The sequence below is a fragment of the Pseudotamlana agarivorans genome (assembly GCF_018860245.1).
Classification (GTDB): Bacteria; Bacteroidota; Bacteroidia; order Flavobacteriales; family Flavobacteriaceae; genus Pseudotamlana; species Pseudotamlana agarivorans_A.
In genome coordinates this window covers 90,096-107,905 of the sequence record NZ_JAHKPD010000012.1, presented here as the reverse complement: position 1 = coordinate 107,905, position 17,810 = coordinate 90,096, and the positions used below count along the sequence as shown (strand labels likewise).

15 protein-coding genes are annotated in these 17,810 nt (G+C 34.4%); 10 read left to right on the top strand and 5 right to left on the bottom strand.

Annotated features, from left to right (window positions below; all coding sequences use genetic code 11):
• Positions 1-23: 23 nt before the first annotated feature.
• The 6 genes from KO493_RS06970 to KO493_RS06945 all read left to right on the top strand — a co-directional run bounded on the left by KO493_RS06970 (position 24) and on the right by KO493_RS06945 (position 11,257).
• The gene (locus KO493_RS06970; protein WP_216067224.1) at positions 24-3,158 is read left to right on the top strand and encodes a UvrD-helicase domain-containing protein; all 3,135 of its coding nucleotides are present in this window, start codon (positions 24-26) and stop codon (positions 3,156-3,158) included.
• Positions 3,159-3,179: 21 nt separating this feature from the next.
• Complete coding sequence (kbl, locus tag KO493_RS06965) at positions 3,180-4,373, top strand: glycine C-acetyltransferase (protein ID WP_216067223.1); 1,194 nt, start codon at positions 3,180-3,182, stop codon at positions 4,371-4,373.
• Positions 4,374-4,519: 146 nt separating this feature from the next.
• Positions 4,520-5,881 carry an OmpA family protein gene (locus tag KO493_RS06960; protein WP_216067222.1) on the top strand — a complete coding sequence of 454 codons (1,362 nt, stop codon included), beginning with the start codon at positions 4,520-4,522 and terminating at the stop codon, positions 5,879-5,881.
• Between the two features lie 75 nt (positions 5,882-5,956).
• On the top strand, positions 5,957-8,710 hold the full coding sequence (locus tag KO493_RS06955) for a PD-(D/E)XK nuclease family protein (protein ID WP_216067221.1): 2,754 nt from the start codon (positions 5,957-5,959) through the stop codon (positions 8,708-8,710).
• A 1-nt stretch (position 8,711) separates the two neighbouring features.
• Positions 8,712-9,551, top strand: a complete 840-nt coding sequence (locus tag KO493_RS06950; protein WP_216067220.1) for an alpha/beta hydrolase family protein — start codon at positions 8,712-8,714, stop codon at positions 9,549-9,551.
• 26 nt (positions 9,552-9,577) lie between these two features.
• Positions 9,578-11,257, top strand: coding sequence for a glycerol-3-phosphate dehydrogenase/oxidase (locus KO493_RS06945; RefSeq protein WP_252723175.1), 1,680 nt, complete (start codon positions 9,578-9,580; stop codon positions 11,255-11,257).
• A gap of 219 nt (positions 11,258-11,476) precedes the next feature.
• Here KO493_RS06945 and KO493_RS06940 read toward each other — a convergent pair whose 3' ends face one another.
• Together KO493_RS06940 and KO493_RS06935 are read right to left on the bottom strand one after the other, a co-directional pair.
• Entirely contained in the window at positions 11,477-11,716 is a 240-nt protein-coding gene (locus KO493_RS06940; RefSeq protein ID WP_216067218.1) for a hypothetical protein, read from the bottom strand.
• 47 nt (positions 11,717-11,763) lie between these two features.
• Positions 11,764-12,003, bottom strand: coding sequence for a hypothetical protein (locus KO493_RS06935; RefSeq protein WP_216067217.1), 240 nt, complete (start codon positions 12,001-12,003; stop codon positions 11,764-11,766).
• A gap of 135 nt (positions 12,004-12,138) precedes the next feature.
• Between KO493_RS06935 and KO493_RS06930 the strand changes: the two genes are divergently transcribed.
• Positions 12,139-13,014 carry a helix-turn-helix domain-containing protein gene (locus KO493_RS06930; RefSeq protein WP_216067216.1) on the top strand — a complete coding sequence of 292 codons (876 nt, stop codon included), beginning with the start codon at positions 12,139-12,141 and terminating at the stop codon, positions 13,012-13,014.
• A 7-nt stretch (positions 13,015-13,021) separates the two neighbouring features.
• On the opposite strand, the gene KO493_RS06925 is transcribed toward KO493_RS06930, so the two are convergent.
• Together KO493_RS06925 and KO493_RS06920 are read right to left on the bottom strand one after the other, a co-directional pair.
• Positions 13,022-13,513 carry a hypothetical protein gene (locus KO493_RS06925; RefSeq protein WP_216067215.1) on the bottom strand — a complete coding sequence of 164 codons (492 nt, stop codon included), beginning with the start codon at positions 13,511-13,513 and terminating at the stop codon, positions 13,022-13,024.
• Between the two features lie 83 nt (positions 13,514-13,596).
• Positions 13,597-14,013, bottom strand: coding sequence for a hypothetical protein (locus KO493_RS06920; protein WP_216067214.1), 417 nt, complete (start codon positions 14,011-14,013; stop codon positions 13,597-13,599).
• A gap of 247 nt (positions 14,014-14,260) precedes the next feature.
• On the opposite strand from KO493_RS06920, the gene KO493_RS06915 reads away from it, so the two are divergent.
• Genes KO493_RS06915 through KO493_RS06905 form a run of 3 tightly spaced genes read left to right on the top strand, consistent with a single transcriptional unit; the run spans position 14,261 to position 15,152 of the window.
• The gene (locus tag KO493_RS06915; protein WP_216067213.1) at positions 14,261-14,590 is read left to right on the top strand and encodes a YtxH domain-containing protein; all 330 of its coding nucleotides are present in this window, start codon (positions 14,261-14,263) and stop codon (positions 14,588-14,590) included.
• Positions 14,591-14,596: 6 nt separating this feature from the next.
• Positions 14,597-14,944, top strand: a complete 348-nt coding sequence (locus tag KO493_RS06910; RefSeq protein ID WP_216067212.1) for a hypothetical protein — start codon at positions 14,597-14,599, stop codon at positions 14,942-14,944.
• Position 14,945: 1 nt separating this feature from the next.
• The gene (locus KO493_RS06905) at positions 14,946-15,152 is read left to right on the top strand and encodes a hypothetical protein (protein WP_216067211.1); all 207 of its coding nucleotides are present in this window, start codon (positions 14,946-14,948) and stop codon (positions 15,150-15,152) included.
• A gap of 85 nt (positions 15,153-15,237) precedes the next feature.
• Here the strand turns inward: KO493_RS06905 and KO493_RS06900 are convergent, their stop codons facing one another.
• Complete coding sequence (locus KO493_RS06900; protein ID WP_216067210.1) at positions 15,238-17,676, bottom strand: T9SS type A sorting domain-containing protein; 2,439 nt, start codon at positions 17,674-17,676, stop codon at positions 15,238-15,240.
• Between the last annotated feature and the right edge of the window lie 134 nt (positions 17,677-17,810).

Sequence of the window (17,810 nt, the reverse complement as noted above, 5' to 3'; positions counted from 1 at the left end):
ATCTTGTATCCAAATTTCCCATTATGCAACCCACCGCACCATTCACCATATACAATGCTTCAGCAGGAAGTGGAAAAACTTATACCCTAGTTAAGGAATATCTAAAAATATTACTTCAATCACCATATAGGGACCAATTTAAACGCATTCTTGCCATTACTTTTACAAATAAGGCCGTTGCCGAAATGAAAGAGCGTATTATTGAAACCCTAAAACGCTTTGCAAACCCAGAGGTTTTAACAAGCAACGACAGTATGTTCCTGTCTATTTGTGAGGAACTACAAATAGAACCCGATGCCTTACACAAAAAATCGGATGCTTTATTAAACAACATCATTTATAATTACGCAGCCTTCGATATTTCTACGATTGATGGCTTCACCCATAAACTCATTAGAACTTTTGCACACGATTTAAAACTCCCCCTAAACTTTGAGGTAGAATTAGACCAAGATGCCTTGTTATATGAAGCAGTAGATAGCCTCATTACAAAAGCTGGAACCGATACCGAGCTCACCAAAATTTTAGTTGATTTTGCATTAGAAAAAGCAGATGATGACAAAAGCTGGGATGTATCCTTCGATTTCAATAAAATGGCCAAACTGCTAACCAATGAAAATGATATTCCTTATATTGAAAAATTAAAAGATAAGAGTTTAGAAGATTTTCGGGTTTTAAAAACTCAACTAAAAAAAGAAATATCCACATCAGAAAATAAAATATCAAATCTGGCTCAGCAGGTTCTTGATTTAATTGAAAATTCAGGCTTAGAAACTTCAAATTTTACCAGAAGTACACTTCCTAACCATTTTAAAAAAGCAAAAGCACTAAACTTCGACAGGCTATACGATAATAAATTAGAAGAAAACATTACCGAGCGAAAAGGCATTTACAGCAAAACACTCGATGATAAATTAAAAGATTTAATTGACAGAATATTACCAGAATTAGAACTGAAATACAAAGCCATTAAAGCAGAAGTGTTTCATCTAAAATTTTTAAAAGCCTTTTATAGAAACATCACACCTTTATCCGTTTTAAACGCGATAAACACCGAGTTAACCGAGTTAAAAGAAGCTCAAAATAAAATGCTTATTTCGGAGTTTAACGCCATCATCAGTACCGAAATTAAAGAACAACCCACACCTTTTATATATGAACGTATTGGTGAAAAGTTCAAACATTATTTTATTGATGAATTTCAGGATACCTCGGTGATGCAATGGGAGAATTTAATTCCGCTTCTGGGCAATTCTTTATCAGCTCAAGGCGGAACCACGATGTTAGTAGGCGATGCCAAACAAGCAATTTATCGCTGGCGCGGAGGGAAAGCAGAACAATTTATAGGCTTATTCAATTCGGACAACCCTTTTCATATTGATAAGCGCGTTGAAAATTTACCTTCTAACTTTAGGAGTTTTAAAGCGGTTGTAAACTTCAACAATGGCTTATTCCAATTTTTATCACATCATGTTTTTAATCATCCAGATTACCAATCTTTATACAAAAACGCTGCCCAAAATATAACCGAAGATAAAGCAGGTTATGTGGAACTCTCTTTTTTAGAGATTGAAAAAGAAGATGTACGTGATGAATTGTTCCCAGAGGTTACTTTAGAAAAAATTAAAAGCTGTCTAGAAAATGGTTTTAAGCTGAAAGAAATTTGTGTTTTAGTAAGAAAAAAGAAAGAAGGTGTTGCTGTAGCGAATTATTTGAGTCAGCATAACATCCCTATCATTTCTTCGGAAACCTTACTCATTAACAATGCGCCTGAAGTTGGTTTTATAAATAATCTGCTTGCACTTTTAATTCAGCCAAAAAACAATGAAATAAAAATTAAGGTTTTAAACTTTCTAACCGATCATTTTCAAATTGAAGATAAGCATGCGTTTTTCATAAACCACATCAATCTGCCTATTTCAGATTTGTTTAAGCGTTTTGAAGCCTTCAATATCTATATTTCTAATACAGGTTTATTACAACTTCCGCTTTACGATTTAGCCGAAACTCTGGTAAGAACGTTCAACCTGGTTAAAAACTCCAACGCCTACGTGCAGTTTTTCCTAGATATTATTCATGACTTTTCACAGAAGAAAGGTTCGGACATCTCGGGGTTTTTAGAATATTTCGATAAGAAAAAGGAGAGTTTGAGTATCATTTCTCCCAAAGGACAAGATGCCGTGCAGATTATGACCATTCATAAATCTAAAGGTTTAGAGTTTCCTGTGGTTATTTTCCCTTATGCCGATTTAGACGTATACCGGGAAATTGAACCTAAAGAATGGTTTAAAATAGATGAAGCGAAATACAACGGACTTTCACACACCTTATTAAATTACAATAAAGACTTTGAACATTTTGGCAACGAAGGTTTAAACATTTTTAACCGTCATAAATCGGAACAGGAATTAGATAACATCAACCTGCTATATGTCGCTTTAACGCGAGCTGTAGAACAATTATATGTGATCTCAACAAAAGATATTTCAGCTAAAGGTGAAGTCAATTCAAAAAAGTACTCTGGCCTCCTTATTAATTACTTACAACATTTAGGCCTATGGCAAGACTCACTATTAACGTATACCTTCGGAAACCAACAAAAAACTTCTGAAGTAGCTTCAGAAATAAGAGACATGGAATTTCAGCAAGCATTTATTTCAACTGCAAAAGAAGACCATAATATAAAGGTAGTCACGAAATCTGGATTCTTATGGGACACAAATCAGCAAGAAGCCATTGAAAAAGGGAATCTTATTCATGATATTATGGCTTTAATCTTTACAGAAGAAGATGTAGATCCTATATTATCAGATTATATAAAATCTTCCATTATTAATTCTGAACAAGCAGACCTATTAAAAGGCACGATATTCGACATCGTAACACATCCCGATCTAAGACAATATTATTCAGAAATCAACACCATATATAATGAACGCGATATCATTACAAAAGAGGGATTAGTTTATAGACCAGACCGGGTGGTTATTAATGATAAAAACGAAGCGGTTATCATCGATTATAAAACTGGCGCAGAAGACAAAAAACATGCCCAACAATTACAACTGTATCAAGATGTCCTGGAAGACATGAAAATAACCGTAAAAAAGAAGATTCTTATCTATACAGATTATGATATTACCGTAAAAGTTGTTTAATTTTGCATAAAATTCAACGAAATGTACGGAAAACTGAAAAATCATCTACAAGAAAAAATTCAAGAGATAAAAGATAATGGACTTTATAAAGAAGAACGCATTATCACATCTGCACAAGGTGCTGAAATCACTCTAAAAACAGGTGAAACAGTTTTAAATTTTTGCGCCAATAACTATTTAGGGTTATCATCGCACCCAGACGTAATCCAGGCTGCTAAAGACACTATGGATACTCACGGTTTTGGGATGAGTTCGGTACGTTTTATTTGTGGAACACAAGATATACACAAAGAACTTGAAGAAAAAATAGCCGATTTCTACCAAACTGAAGACACCATATTATATGCAGCAGCATTTGATGCCAACGGTGGGGTGTTCGAACCATTACTGGGAAAGGAAGATGCGATAATTTCCGATTCATTAAACCATGCCTCTATTATAGATGGCGTGCGCTTATGTAAAGCCGCAAGATACCGCTACCAAAATAGCGATATGGAAGATTTAGAAAATCAACTTATTGCAGCGAATGCCAACGGTGCTCGATTTAAAATAATCGTTACCGACGGTGTATTTTCAATGGACGGTCTCGTAGCGCCATTAGACAAAATTTGTGATTTAGCCGAAAAATATGATGCTTTGGTCATGATTGATGAATGTCATGCCACAGGGTTTATAGGCGCAACAGGCCGGGGCACACTAGAAGATAAAAATGTGCTTGACCGTATCGATATTATAACAGGAACATTAGGCAAAGCATTAGGTGGAGCCATGGGCGGGTATACTACAGGTAAAAAAGAAATCATCGATTTATTACGACAGTTGTCAAGACCCTATTTATTTTCAAATTCTTTAGCTCCAGCTATTGTAGGCGCTTCAATTAAGGTGTTTGACATGTTAACAAACAATACCGAGTTAAGGGATACATTAGAATGGAACACCAATTACTTTAAAAAAGGAATGAAAGCGGCAGGATTTGACATTATAGACGGTGATTCAGCAATTGTTCCCGTGATGCTTTATGATGCAAAATTGGCACAAGAAATGTCAAAATTGCTTTTAACCGAAGGAATTTATGTTATTGGGTTCTTCTTTCCAGTAGTCCCAAAAGAAAAAGCGAGAATTCGTGTACAACTTTCAGCTGCACATTCTAAAGTCCACTTAAACAAGGCAGTTAGCGCTTTTATTAAGGTTGGGAAAACCTTGAATATTATTTAAACTCGGTCTTAACTAAGGTTTAAGGCTATGTAAACTTAAGCTCTAGATAACCATATCTACAATATTTTTATATATTTGTCTTTGTTAATAATAATTAACAACTTACTTTTGTTTACAATTAACACTTAAAATTTAAACTTTTGAATATGAAAAATCTTAGCAGATTATTGTTCGCTATGTTGCTTGTACTTGTTTGTAGCAACGTAAATGCGCAAGACAAAAACAACCCATGGCAAATTTCCATTGGTGCAAACGCAGTAGACTTTTACCCAGTAGGTGAAGATGCTCCTCAAGGTGAGTGGTTCGACGAATTTTTTAACGCGACTGATCACTGGAACATCTTACCTTCATTATCTTCTATTTCTGTATCGAAATATGTAGGTAGTGGTCTTACTTTTGGAGTTGCTGGTTCATTAAACAAAATCTCTAAGTTTGGAGATGATGAAGATGGAATGTACAGTGATGATTCTTACTATGGTCTTGATGGTATCATCAAATACAACTTCTTAGAAGGCACTACAATTGATCCATTTGTTGGACTTGGTGGTGGTTACACTTGGGTTGACGAAATTGGTGCTGGTACTGTAAATGGTACAGTTGGTGTTAACGTTTGGTTTACAGATAACATTGGTTTAACGCTTCAATCATCTTATAAGCATGCTTTCGAAGATTACTTATATTCTCACTTCCAACATACTGCTGGTGTTTCTATCAGATTTGGTGGAGCTGATACTGATGGTGACGGAATCTACGATAAAGATGACGCTTGTCCTCACGTACCTGGTTTAAAAGAATTTGATGGTTGTCCAGATGCTGATGGTGATGGAATCCAAGATAGTAAAGATGATTGTCCTAACGAAGCTGGTTTAGCTGAGTTTAACGGATGTCCTGATACTGATGGTGACGGAATCCCTGATAAAGATGATGCTTGTCCAACTGTTGCTGGTATTAAAGCTTTAAACGGTTGTCCTGATGCTGATGGTGACGGTGTTGCTGATGGTGATGATAAATGTCCAGATGTTGCAGGTCCTGCAGCTAACAGTGGATGTCCTTGGCCAGATACTGATGGTGATGGTGTGTTAGATAAAGATGATAAATGTCCAGAAGTAGTTGGAACTGTTGCAAACAACGGATGTCCTGAATTATCTGAGGCTGTACAAAAATCTTTAAATGCTTACGCTAAAACAATCTTATTTGATACAGGTAAAGCGACTATCAAAAGTCACTCAGCTGAAGTATTAAAGAATATCATTGATATCTTAAAAGAGTACCCTCATGCTAAATTTACAGTTGAAGGTCATACTGATAGTGTAGGTTCTGCATCTTCAAATCTTAAATTATCTGATGCAAGAGCTCTTTCTGTAAAAGAGTACTTAACAAACAAAGGTATTGAGGAATTCAGATTATCTGCTAAAGGATATGGTGAAACTAAACCAATTGACTCAAACAAAACACGTGCTGGTAGAGCAAACAACAGACGTGTTGAAATTAACTTAGTAAAAGAATAAGACTCTTTTTAAAAAGTTATAAAATAGATTAAGAAAAACGCTTCGGGAAACCGAAGCGTTTTTTATTTTTATAACATGACAACATTCATCCTTGACGTATTACAAGATTTAAAAAAGAATCAAACCAACTTATCAGAAGTTACCTTTGTTTTACCCAGCAAACGAGCTGGTGTGTTTTTAAAAGACCAACTCCCACAGGTATTAGAGAAAACACTTTTTGCGCCTAGAATCGTAAGTATTGAAGAATTCGTTGAGGAAATATCTCAACTTAAATCTATTTCCAATACTGAATTACTTTTTGAATTCTACAACTCTTATCTTCAAATATCAAAAGGCGATGAAATAGACACTTTTGAAGCCTTCTCTAAATGGGCTCAAATATTACTTCAAGATTTTAATGAAATAGATCGTTATGTCATAGCGCAGGAACATATATTTGATTACCTCGCTGCGATTGAAGATTTAAAACATTGGTCTTTAGAAGAACCAAAAACGGAATTCGTAAAAAATTACTTAGCATTCTGGAATAAGTTATTTGATTATTACAAGCATTTTACAAAACACCTCATCAAGAATAACCTTGGTTATCAAGGCCTAATATACAGGGAAGCAGCATCTAAAATTGCTTCATATATTGAGAAAAACACGAAAACACAACATGTATTCTTAGGTTTTAATGCTCTTAATACCGCTGAAGAAATAATTATTCAAGCATTACTGGAACATCACTTAGCCAAAATATATTGGGATATTGATCGCGTGTTCCTTGAGAACAAATTACATGATGCCGCTTTGTTTACAAGACAACATAAAAACAATTGGAACTTTTTTAATACCAACCCCTTTCAATGGATCACAGATAACTACTCTAACCCCAAAAACATTTCTGTATATGGAATTCCAAAAAATATTGGACAAGCTAAATACATAGGTACGCTATTAAATGATTTACAAAAAGAAAACCCAGGATTAGAAAATACTGCCGTAGTTTTGGGGGATGAAAATTTACTCATTCCCGTATTAAACGCCATCCCAAATACTATAGATGCGCTAAATATTACGATGGGATTTCCGTTAAAATCGATTCCCTTAGCGTCCCTTTTTGATGCCTTATTTAATTTACATAAGTCGAATTCAAAATCATTCTACTTTAAGGACCTTATTAAAATCATATCACATCAATACGTAAGACCTCTTTTTTATGTTGATGATGTGGATTACGCCGCAATACTCATAGAAACGATTGATACTAATAATCTAGTTTATCTGAGCAACTCACGATTGAAGAAAATTGCCGAAAAGTCTTCAGACGTACTAGAATTACTTTTTTCAAACTGGAATGCTTCCGTAGACCAGGCTTTACACAATTGTTCGAACCTTATTTTAGCCATAAAAAAATGTTTCGATAATAACACAGAATCAAACCTGTTATCCCTAGAATACCTTTTCCGTTTTAACGAACTATTCAATGCACTAACCAGTTTAAACGCCACACATAAACACATTAATGACATTTCAACTTTATATAGTGTTTACAAGGAATTATTAAGTTCAGAATCCCTAGATTTTCAAGGTGAACCCTTACAAGGTTTACAGGTTATGGGTATGTTAGAATCTCGTGTTTTAGACTTTGAAACGATTATTATTTCATCTGTAAATGAGGGTGTTTTACCTTCTGGAAAAAGCAACAATTCATTTATTCCCTTTGATGTGAAAATTGAAAACAAGTTGCCAACCTATAAAGAGAAAGATGCCGTTTACACGTATCACTTTTACAGATTACTACAACGCGCAAAAAATGTATTTATATTATACAATACTGAAGCCGATGTATTAACAGGAGGAGAAAAAAGCAGATTCATCACCCAACTTGAACTGGAAGGCATTCACGATCTAAAACAGCATATTATAGCGCCACAAGTGCCCATAATAGAGCAAAAACTAATTGTAGTTAAGAAAACACCCGAATTAGGCTTAGCGCTCGCCCAATTAGCTAAAGAAGGATTTTCGCCTTCCTCACTTACTAATTACATGCGCAACCCTATAGATTTTTATTATCAGAAAATCCTAAAAATTAGAGATCATAATGATGTGGAAGAAACTGTTGCTGCAAACACACTAGGCACTGTTGTTCACAACACTTTAGAGGACTTTTATAAACCTTTGGAAAATTCCTTTATAACTATTGATATTGTCAATGCCTTAAGACCAAAAATTGAAACACGTGTCTCCTATCATTTTAAAAAAGAATTTAAAGAAGGTGATATTACTAAAGGAAAAAACCTCATCATTTCTGAAATTGCAAAACGTTATGTTTCAAACTTTTTGGATTTAGAAATTAAAAGCTTAAAAGCAGGCAACAAAATAAAGATTATAGCCATTGAAGCCGATAACAATATCTTAATTGACATTCCAGAATTAGATTTTCCAGTAAGATTACGTGGCAAGGTGGATCGGGTTGATGAATGTAACGGCATCATAAGAATAATAGACTATAAAACAGGAAAAGTAGACCAAAACCAAGTAGAAATTGTAAATTGGGAAGACATCACCTCGGATTATAAAAAATTCAGTAAAAGTTTTCAAATTCTAGCTTATGCTTATATGATGCAACAATCTAGTCAATTAAAATTACCAATCGAAGCAGGCATCATTTCATTTAAAAATTTAAGCAAGGGGTTTTTAAAGTTTTCAAAAAAAGAAAGCGGCAGCCGATCAAAAAACACATTAATTTCAGAAGACACCCTTTCAGCTTTTGAAACTGAATTAAAAGAGCTCATCCTTGAAATCTGTAATCTGAATATAGATTTCACCGAAAAAGAAGTTTAGTATGAAAATTACGAAAAACACCGCGATAGCAGGCAAACATGGAAAACCAATTCTAACGGATGTCTTTTTCATCGAAAACCAAAACCCAAAACCTATACTTATCTTTTGTCATGGTTACAAAGGTTTTAAGGATTGGGGTGCATGGGATCTTATGGCAAACGCTTTCGCCGAAAATGGATTCTTTTTTATTAAATTCAATTTTGCCTTTAACGGAGGAACACCAGAACAACCCATCGATTTTCCAGACTTGGAAGCTTTCGGAAACAATAATTACACTAAAGAATTAGACGATTTAGAAACCATTATTGATTGGATTTCAGAAAATCCCGTTTACAAAAATGAAACTAACACAAACAGCATCAATGTTATGGGACATAGTAGAGCTGGTGGTATCGTGTCTATAAAATCTGAGGCAGATTCACGCATTAAAAAAGTAATTAGTTTAGCTGGAGTAAGCGATTATTCCAACCGCTACCCTATTTCAGGAGATGCGGAACAATGGAAAAAAGACGGTGTAAAATATGTTGAAAACGGTCGAACCAAGCAACAAATGCCACATTTTTATCAGTTTTATGAAGATTTCATCACTAATGCTGAACGCCTTGACATCAAACGTGCTGTATCAAACTTAAATAAACCTTTTCTAATCATTCATGGAGATGAAGATACCACCGTTCGAATTGAAGAAGCTCATAATCTTCATTCTTGGAAACCTGATAGCGTCTCTAAAATTATTGCAGGTGCCAATCATGTATTTGGCGCATCTCATCCCTGGGGAAAAAGTAATCTCCCAACACATTTAAAGCAGGTTGTGGAAACAACTATCGCTTTTTTAGAATAAATGAATTAAAAAAGTCCATGTCATGTATGCCAAAAACTGAATCACCGTTTTCCGTATTTAACCGAAACCAACAGATAGAAAAACTACAATCTGATACTTTTGATTTAGCCATAATTGGAGGTGGTATTACAGGAGCCGGCATTGCTTTAGACGCCGCCTCAAGAGGCATGAACGTTTGCCTTATTGAAAAAAACGATTTTGCTTCTGGAACCAGTAATAAATCAACAAAACTCATTCATGGCGGCTTACGTTATTTAAAGCAATTTGAAGTGGGTTTGGTACGAGAATCTGGATCGGAACGTGCTATTGTTCATAAACTAGCCCCACATTTAGTTACACCAGAAAAAATGCTTTTACCGTTAAGTGAAGGTGGTACTTATGGTAAAATAATGACCTCCATAGGACTCAAAGTTTATGACTTTCTAGCAGATGTTCATGGTGATGATAGCAGAATTATGCTAGACAAAGCTGAAACTCTGGAAAAAGAACCTTTACTAGATAAAGCAGTTACTATCGGAGGTGCATTATATGCAGAATATCGTACTGACGATGCGCGTTTGACCTTAGAAGTTTTAAAAAAAGCAGCATCATTTGGAGCAACAATCATTAATTACTGCGAAATGCAGGGTTTCAATTATAACGCACATTCCAAAATTGAAAGCTTAAACTGCATAGATAATAATTCGAATAGAGGTTTTACTATTTCTGCCAAAAGCTACATTTCAGCTACGGGGCCATGGGCAGATTTAATTAGAACCAAAGACCACTCTATAAACCACAAACACTTACATTTAACCAAAGGCGTGCATATTGTATTTCCGCAGGATAAATTACCAATACAGCAATCTATATATTTTGATGTTGAAGATGGCCGTATGATTTTTGCTATTCCTAGAGGACGCGTCACTTACGTTGGAACGACAGACACCAATTATACAGGCCACAAAGACCGTGTTGTAGCCACTAAAAGCGATGTGGCTTATTTATTAAATGCTATTAACAAAACCTTCCCTGACATTCATTTAACCGTGAACGATGTGGAATCTAATTGGGCAGGATTAAGACCATTAATTCATGAAGATGATAAAGCGCCTTCAGAATTATCTAGAAAAGATGAATTATTTGTTTCAGACACCGGGTTAATTTCAATTGCAGGCGGAAAACTCACAGGTTATAGAAAAATGGCTCATCGTGCTTTAAATGCGGTTTTGGATCGTTTAAATTCCGAAGAAAAAAATAAACTAGATACTTCTCAAACGGAACATATTGCATTAGTTGAGCCTAGCTTAAACACCTATGAAGAAGCTCAAGAATTTGAAATAAAACTAAGCCTAGAACTTAAAAACTTAGGAGTATTTGATACTTATCACGCCTGGTATTTATGTTCAAACTATGGGCATCAAGCCCGTTTGATTTTAAGCAAAACAAAAGACTTCGATAATAAAAATATTCTTGAACGTCTAATAAGAGCAGAACTTTGGTTTACTATAAACTATGAAATGGTAAATAGTTTGAGTGATTTTTTTGTAAGACGTACAGGGCGTTTATATTTTGATATTTCGAGTATTGAAAAGTATCGTGGTATTATTTTAGCCGATTGTGCTAGGTACTTAAATTGGGACAAGGATAGAACGGCTTTTGAGCACAAAAAATTAGGAGTGTTCATCCAAGATGCTACAACTTATTATGATGCAGAATTCAAATAGGAAAATTACTAATGGGCAAAAAAAAGGGGGCAGCGAAAATTAAATTCCGTTACCCCCTCAAACTTAAAAATCAAACTTCAAATTGCTATTAATCCCGTTCTAATTTCTAATTAACCTTTATCTTAAAAACTTTCATAACCTTAGCACTTCTGCTTCAATTACTCTACAAATTTACGAAGCTATTTGCGTTTTTAATGCGACACCCTGTGTCATAGATACTTACAAGTCTTCCAGGATTTGTTTCACCACAGCTTCTTCTGCAACCGACAAATTATCCTCTTTTATAAAATTCAAAAGGTTGACGATTTTGCTTAATGAAAAGTCCGAAATATGCTCCGACTTATAATCGATTTGTAACAATAAGTTTTTCACACTTGAAGCCGCATTCAGTTCCTCGGAATTCGCTCCCCCGTCACGCGATATGCTGTTCTCTATTTCCTTTATTTTACTTAAAATCATATGCATATTATAAATATCAAACCTTAAAATTGATAAACAATTAGTTTCTAGCGGTGACTAGGTACATATATTAAATTATATGTGGCATCCTCCCTAAAATTAATCATCCATTGTACTAATAAATCTTCCGCTTTCTCTAAGGAAATCATAAATAAACTTGACAAAGCAGGACCTGTACCAAATAAATCTTTTTTTCTAAATTTAGAAAGCATATGCAGATATAAGAAAACACTGCGCTCTAATGCGGTAATTGGTCTATATTTGTTACTTTTTATATTATGATTCATAATAATTGGTATTAGAAGACCTTAAGAAGGCTTGATTTACGAAATACAAAATTAAGTACTAATACCGATTATCATTGCGACATCAAATGTCATGATGATATTTTAGTTATATTTAATGACCATTTTAAATTTTTAATGAAAAGATATTATTCCATAGGTGAACTATTTAGCGATTATCGCGATTTTAACGACCTTTCTCAAACAGATTTCGCGGCTAGTATAAAAGTTGACCTTAGAACCATTCAACGCTGGGAAAAGAATTTAACTTTAGTCAAATCTGAAAAAGAAGAAGATATTGTTTTGGCAACCTTAATGCCTTATCAGCTCATTCATAACTTGAATGCTACTATACCAATCCCTACTTTTTATAGCTTTAAAACTAGAAAATATTCGCTTTCTGAACAAAATAATGAATTACCAAGTTTGTCTTGGTATAAGGATCAAATAAACCTCACCACACAGAATATTAGAACCATTGATTGCGATTTAGACTTAAAACATATCGATAACTTCCTAGATTCCCAACGTAAGGATGACACCTATGTAAATAATGATTTAATCAAAGAAGCTGTTAGATTATTACCTGAGCTCAATTTTGTATTTGCGGGAAAAACAGGATATTACGCAGGGCATTGCATCGTTTTACCTCTAAAAGCGGAAACATACGAGAAACTAAGAAATAGAGAAATAACAAATAAAAATCTACGTGCAACCGATTTAATTGTTCCAAATCATGTTGAACGTCCCATTTATTACCGTTATGACATTACAGGCGATTGTAATGAGACCATTTTTTATGTGATGGCACAATTTTTCAGATATTTTAGAGATCTCGATAACAAAAACTACATATTAGGGGGCTACACAGAACGTGATGATAATTATAATTTGAATCTACAGATCGGACTTAAAAACGTATGGGAAGATAAAGCATTGCAGGAGCAGTTGAATTTAGATTTTCCGCCAAGATTTATTGAGGGCGATTTTAATCATTTCTTGTTTGGTGACTAACATCATTTTATTCGAAAACATCTAAAATCTCACTTTCTGGATAAATTTTTTGAATCCAAAAAAGTTCATCAAATGTTTGTAAAAATTGAATAAGGGATATAAAATCCTTATGATCTATAAACACCTCAAAACCTAACAAACCGTCTCCAACAACTAATAACTCGATAGGCGCATCATTATAAGCATGATAAGTCATTAAAAACTCAAAACAGGCATTTCCCGCGATCTTTTCATTTTTAACAACCCAAGATCTTACTTGAGATTTGTCATTTTTAATTGAATTATAAACATGCAATTCATTTAAAACATAAGCTTCATATTTATGATAATAAGAGAATTCTAGAAGTTTCTGGTAAAGCGATAAAAAAATAAAGGTTTCTTGCTTGGCTTCACAAGAACAACAACCTGTAAATTTATATTGGCAATTTAAAGTTGGACATTGCCAATTGTATTTTAAATCCTTATAAAAAACATCATATTTCAAGAGCCAAGCTTGCATGTCTTTAAAGGATAAAATACTTGCCTTTTGTAGGTTTTTGAATTCAATTAACGCGCTTTAACTTCATAAAGTAGAATTAGTAACTAGCTACTTACATATTTAGTATTCAACGCCTTTTTTCTTATAATATTATATTGCGCAACTTGGTTAACCGAAGGGCATGTACCCAGTTTATAAAGCATATCATATAGTGCGACACCAAACCATTTTTTTTGTTCGACTGTTAATTTATTAAGCATAGCATAAGCTTCATGATCTGCTCTTGCTGCATATTTATGCACATATTGCTTCTTAATATCAAACCCAATGGTATTAAATTGTTCATGTATATAATTATACATTTTAAGATGTAATTCGTTCTCATCGGCCATCATTACCCGCAAAAAGGAATGCACCATGGCTTCCATCTGCTCATTATTTAAACTCATACTTAATGCTTTTACATTAGTATTTGTTTCAAACCCCAGTGCTTCGTGCTTACTTCTTAATAAATTAACCACAGTATTTATGTTTTATTTTCATACAAAACTAATCTAAACCATTAATTTTCAGTACGACATAACATGTCGGCAGTGCCTTTGAACACTTGAAATACATTTACACCGCTCAAAACAAGTAAATATCAAAATGGATACTTTTAATAAAGTAAGCATAGACTTACTTTAAGTATTTAAAAACTTTTAAGTGAATAAATCATTTTGTATATTGTATTCTTGTAGTGCATTAATTTTTAAAAAAATAAATATTATGAATGATAATGGTAACACATTTTTAGGACTTTTAGCAGGAACTGCAATTGGTGCGGTTTTAGGAATTTTATTTGCTCCAGATAAAGGCGTAAATACAAGACAACGTTTAAGTGATGAGGCAGATACTGCGAAGCACAAATTATCCGATTTAGCTCAAGAACTTAGGGAGCAAGCGATGAGTACAGCTTCTACTCAAAAGAAAAGCTTAGATGAGCATGTAGAATCTATTGTTTCAGATGTAAGTTATAAAGCAGACGATATAATATCAACTCTTGAGAAAAAGCTTAAAGATCTTAAGGACAAAAACAAAAATTTACAAAAATCATAAATATTTATGAGTTTAAACGACTCTTTAGCCGATACCAATAAAAAAGCAAAAGAAGTAAGTGAGAAGTTTTTTCATAGCACTTACGATTATTATAAACTTAAAATATTCCAACAATTAACTGCATCCTTTGGTATAGTTTTTAAAACTATTATCATTGGAAGCATGTTAATTATTGGCTTAACATTTATCGCAATTGCTGCGGCTTTTCTTATAGGTAAAGCATTAGGAAACTATACTCAAGGCTTTTTAATTGTTGGGGGCGTTTTTCTATTTCTTTCTTTGTTGGCTTTTATACTAAGAAAACACATGAGTAATTTTATAGTCCGAACACTTTCTAAAAAGTTTTTTAATTAATATGAAAACATATAAAAACACAAAAAGCCTGGAACGTGATTTAAAGATTTTGGATTTAGAACGTAAAATTGCATTGGAAGAATTTAAAACCTTAAAACACGATTACACAGAAAGTTTAAATCCCGTAAATTGGATTCCTACGAGTTTGAGATGGTTGGTTACCAATTATTCGACAAAATATCTCGTCAAGAAAATTTTCAATAGGTAAATCATATCTAAAAACGAAGGCGTTTATAAAATACAAAAGCTGTTGTGAGGAAACTTACAACAGCTTTTTTTCGTACTTAATATTGTTAATTTATAATCTTTGTCCTTAAACTTTCACCATTTGAAAACTGTACTTGAACGACGTATATCGCATGGCTCAAATGACTTATATCTACCTGTGTTTCGGTAGCGTTTATTTCCAAATCAGCTTGTAAACGCCCTAACATGTCATAGATTTGGATATTTTCTATTTCGATGTCTTTGTTATTCGTATCACACATTAACTGGTTTTTGGTTTGCCCCAGAAAAAAGTTAGGCACCGCTGTTTCAACTTTTTCAACTGACAAAGCTTTTGCATTAAATACAATTTGGAATCTATCAGAGAAATCACCTGTAACATCGCTAACAAAAGTATACCCCGAATCGACCAAATTATGCGTGACATTCAAAGCTTTATCCTGTAAATAAATAGGCGAAACGCTTAAAAAGTGTCCTTGTAGACGATCTAGGCTAATGGTAAATTCTGTTTGCTCTGCAATGTGATTATCAAAACCTAGAGCTATACTTTCATGAATATCAATACTCTGTTTTGCTTTTCCTTGAATTTTAAATTTAGAAGCATCGTTTGGTATCTGAGTATAAAGCGTGGCAAACTTTTTATTGTTTAATAGTTTAGCATCGTAAGCTTCTCCATCGAACCCATTTGTAGCTCCATCTATATAAGCAACTAAAACCTGACTAAACACCCCATTATTGGAGGTTAAATTCACCCAAAGTTTCTCGTTTACAACTCCTACCTGCTTATTATTTGAAACTTTAAAAAATTGTGTATTATCATATGTATCACCGCGCATGCTGTTTTTAAATACTACATCGCCTGAATTTATAGCTGCAACAAAAAAGCTTTGTCCACAGGCTATATAGCCATTTGGATGAACACCAGAATTGCCTGCCCCCGCTGTTCCAGTACCTCCTGAGAGATTATAAAAAGCGTAATCGTCTTGCGAGAAATTTTGCTGCTCATTTCCTATAGTTCCAGCATCGGCAGCTGTAACCTGATCCCAGAAATATATAGTACCGTTTAACAGTGATGTATTTTCAGTTAAAAAATCATCGGCCGAAATAGCGCCAGGATATGGGTTTCCTATTAAATTCCAATTGGTATAACTTGGGCTGTTTGCCACAACGGGAACGGTTATTTCTGCCGTATTAAAAGTACCTACAAAATCATAATCGTTACTTCCTGACTTTGGAAAAGAAGCATAACCCACACCAGGAATCATCGCACCACTAGCACGCTGCCAATCATCTCCATCATCATCAATATCATCTTGCCCAGCTACATAAACACCAGCATTACCAGATTGTTCTGCTAGTAGATCCTCAAAATTAGCAGCATTAAACCAATACCGTCTTCCGGATGGCGTACCTGCTAAAGCATTTTCAATAGTGGTATTCGCAACTGGTGAACTCCAATACGTATATTCCACATTACTATTAGAAACTTTAGTTTTTGTAAGTTTCACTCCTCCAGAAGAATTATCGGTAAAATTGCCTAAGTAATAGTTTTGCACAAAATTCGATTCGCTATCTACCTCTAAATTCCCGTCTACTGTTACATCATGATCAACTTCTACATAGGCACCTTCACGAACTCTCAGCGTAGCTCCAGCATTAATAAATAAAGAACAGGTTTCTAAAGGTCCATTTACAAAAGTGTCATAATCTGCCGTTAAAATAGCAGACTCGTTAATTGTAGGTACTACTCCGAGAGACCAATTGCTCCCATCCCATATATTACTTGGACAGCATGAATAATTACAACCACCAAGTGGGAGGTAAACTGGAGGATCTGTTGAAACCGTTCTTCGAGGAAGTAAATTCCAGTTATTTTCAACAGCAATTTCGGTTTCAATATCTGAGATACCAATAACCGTAGAACAATCGTAAGCCCCTGAAGTATTATTTCCATAGTAAATAGCCGATGGACCATCGGTTAAACCTGGAGGAATATCAGAGAACTGAGCATCCGCAGCAGCTGTATCTCCCCACCCCCTTGCGCCATACATGATCGCATGAACCATAACTGGACTGCTAAAATTTCCATCAAAGGCAATAATCTGATCATTAACCCCTTGTAAACCGAATCCAATATCTGTTTCGGTTGCCGTACCAAAAGTGCAAGTCCAATCACTTTGATTCACTCCTGTTCCTGTAAACAAAAACACTTCCGTACCACAATCAATACCAGTGGCAGGCGCTGTCCATTCTAAAACCCCTTCAGCATTACTGTTACCTCCCCCAGAAATGAACCTGTTTAACGAATTAGACCATCCTATATCAGTAAATTTAATTATTCTACCAGGGTCAATATCGGTTAACACAACAAAAGTAAACTGGTCAGCACCTTTATCATCAGCATTATACCCTGTAATCATGACTTCATTAACACCTAAAACCGTTTGGCCCTCAACCAAAGCAAGGCCACTTATAAACATAAAAGCTATTAAGAAATTCTTTATCATAAAAAAGCAATTTTTATTATTCTAAGCTAAATACCAAAATTAGCGCAGCATGACCTTGCCGAACAGATACATATTACCCAATTTGCAATCTTATTTATCCTGTAGCAGATACGATCAGTACATAAAGATACAAA

Coding starts and splice junctions, on each gene's coding strand:
- KO493_RS06905 (WP_216067211.1), top strand. CDS start 14,946: ATGAAAACATATAAAAACACAAAAAGCCTGGAACGTGATTTAAAGATT.
- kbl (WP_216067223.1), top strand. CDS start 3,180: ATGTACGGAAAACTGAAAAATCATCTACAAGAAAAAATTCAAGAGATA.
- KO493_RS06930 (WP_216067216.1), top strand. CDS start 12,139: ATGAAAAGATATTATTCCATAGGTGAACTATTTAGCGATTATCGCGAT.
- KO493_RS06945 (WP_252723175.1), top strand. CDS start 9,578: ATGCCAAAAACTGAATCACCGTTTTCCGTATTTAACCGAAACCAACAG.
- KO493_RS06900 (WP_216067210.1), bottom strand. CDS start 17,676: ATGATAAAGAATTTCTTAATAGCTTTTATGTTTATAAGTGGCCTTGCT.
- KO493_RS06950 (WP_216067220.1), top strand. CDS start 8,712: ATGAAAATTACGAAAAACACCGCGATAGCAGGCAAACATGGAAAACCA.
- KO493_RS06955 (WP_216067221.1), top strand. CDS start 5,957: ATGACAACATTCATCCTTGACGTATTACAAGATTTAAAAAAGAATCAA.
- KO493_RS06910 (WP_216067212.1), top strand. CDS start 14,597: ATGAGTTTAAACGACTCTTTAGCCGATACCAATAAAAAAGCAAAAGAA.
- KO493_RS06940 (WP_216067218.1), bottom strand. CDS start 11,716: ATGATTTTAAGTAAAATAAAGGAAATAGAGAACAGCATATCGCGTGAC.
- KO493_RS06970 (WP_216067224.1), top strand. CDS start 24: ATGCAACCCACCGCACCATTCACCATATACAATGCTTCAGCAGGAAGT.
- KO493_RS06935 (WP_216067217.1), bottom strand. CDS start 12,003: ATGAATCATAATATAAAAAGTAACAAATATAGACCAATTACCGCATTA.
- KO493_RS06960 (WP_216067222.1), top strand. CDS start 4,520: ATGAAAAATCTTAGCAGATTATTGTTCGCTATGTTGCTTGTACTTGTT.
- KO493_RS06915 (WP_216067213.1), top strand. CDS start 14,261: ATGAATGATAATGGTAACACATTTTTAGGACTTTTAGCAGGAACTGCA.
- KO493_RS06925 (WP_216067215.1), bottom strand. CDS start 13,513: ATGCAAGCTTGGCTCTTGAAATATGATGTTTTTTATAAGGATTTAAAA.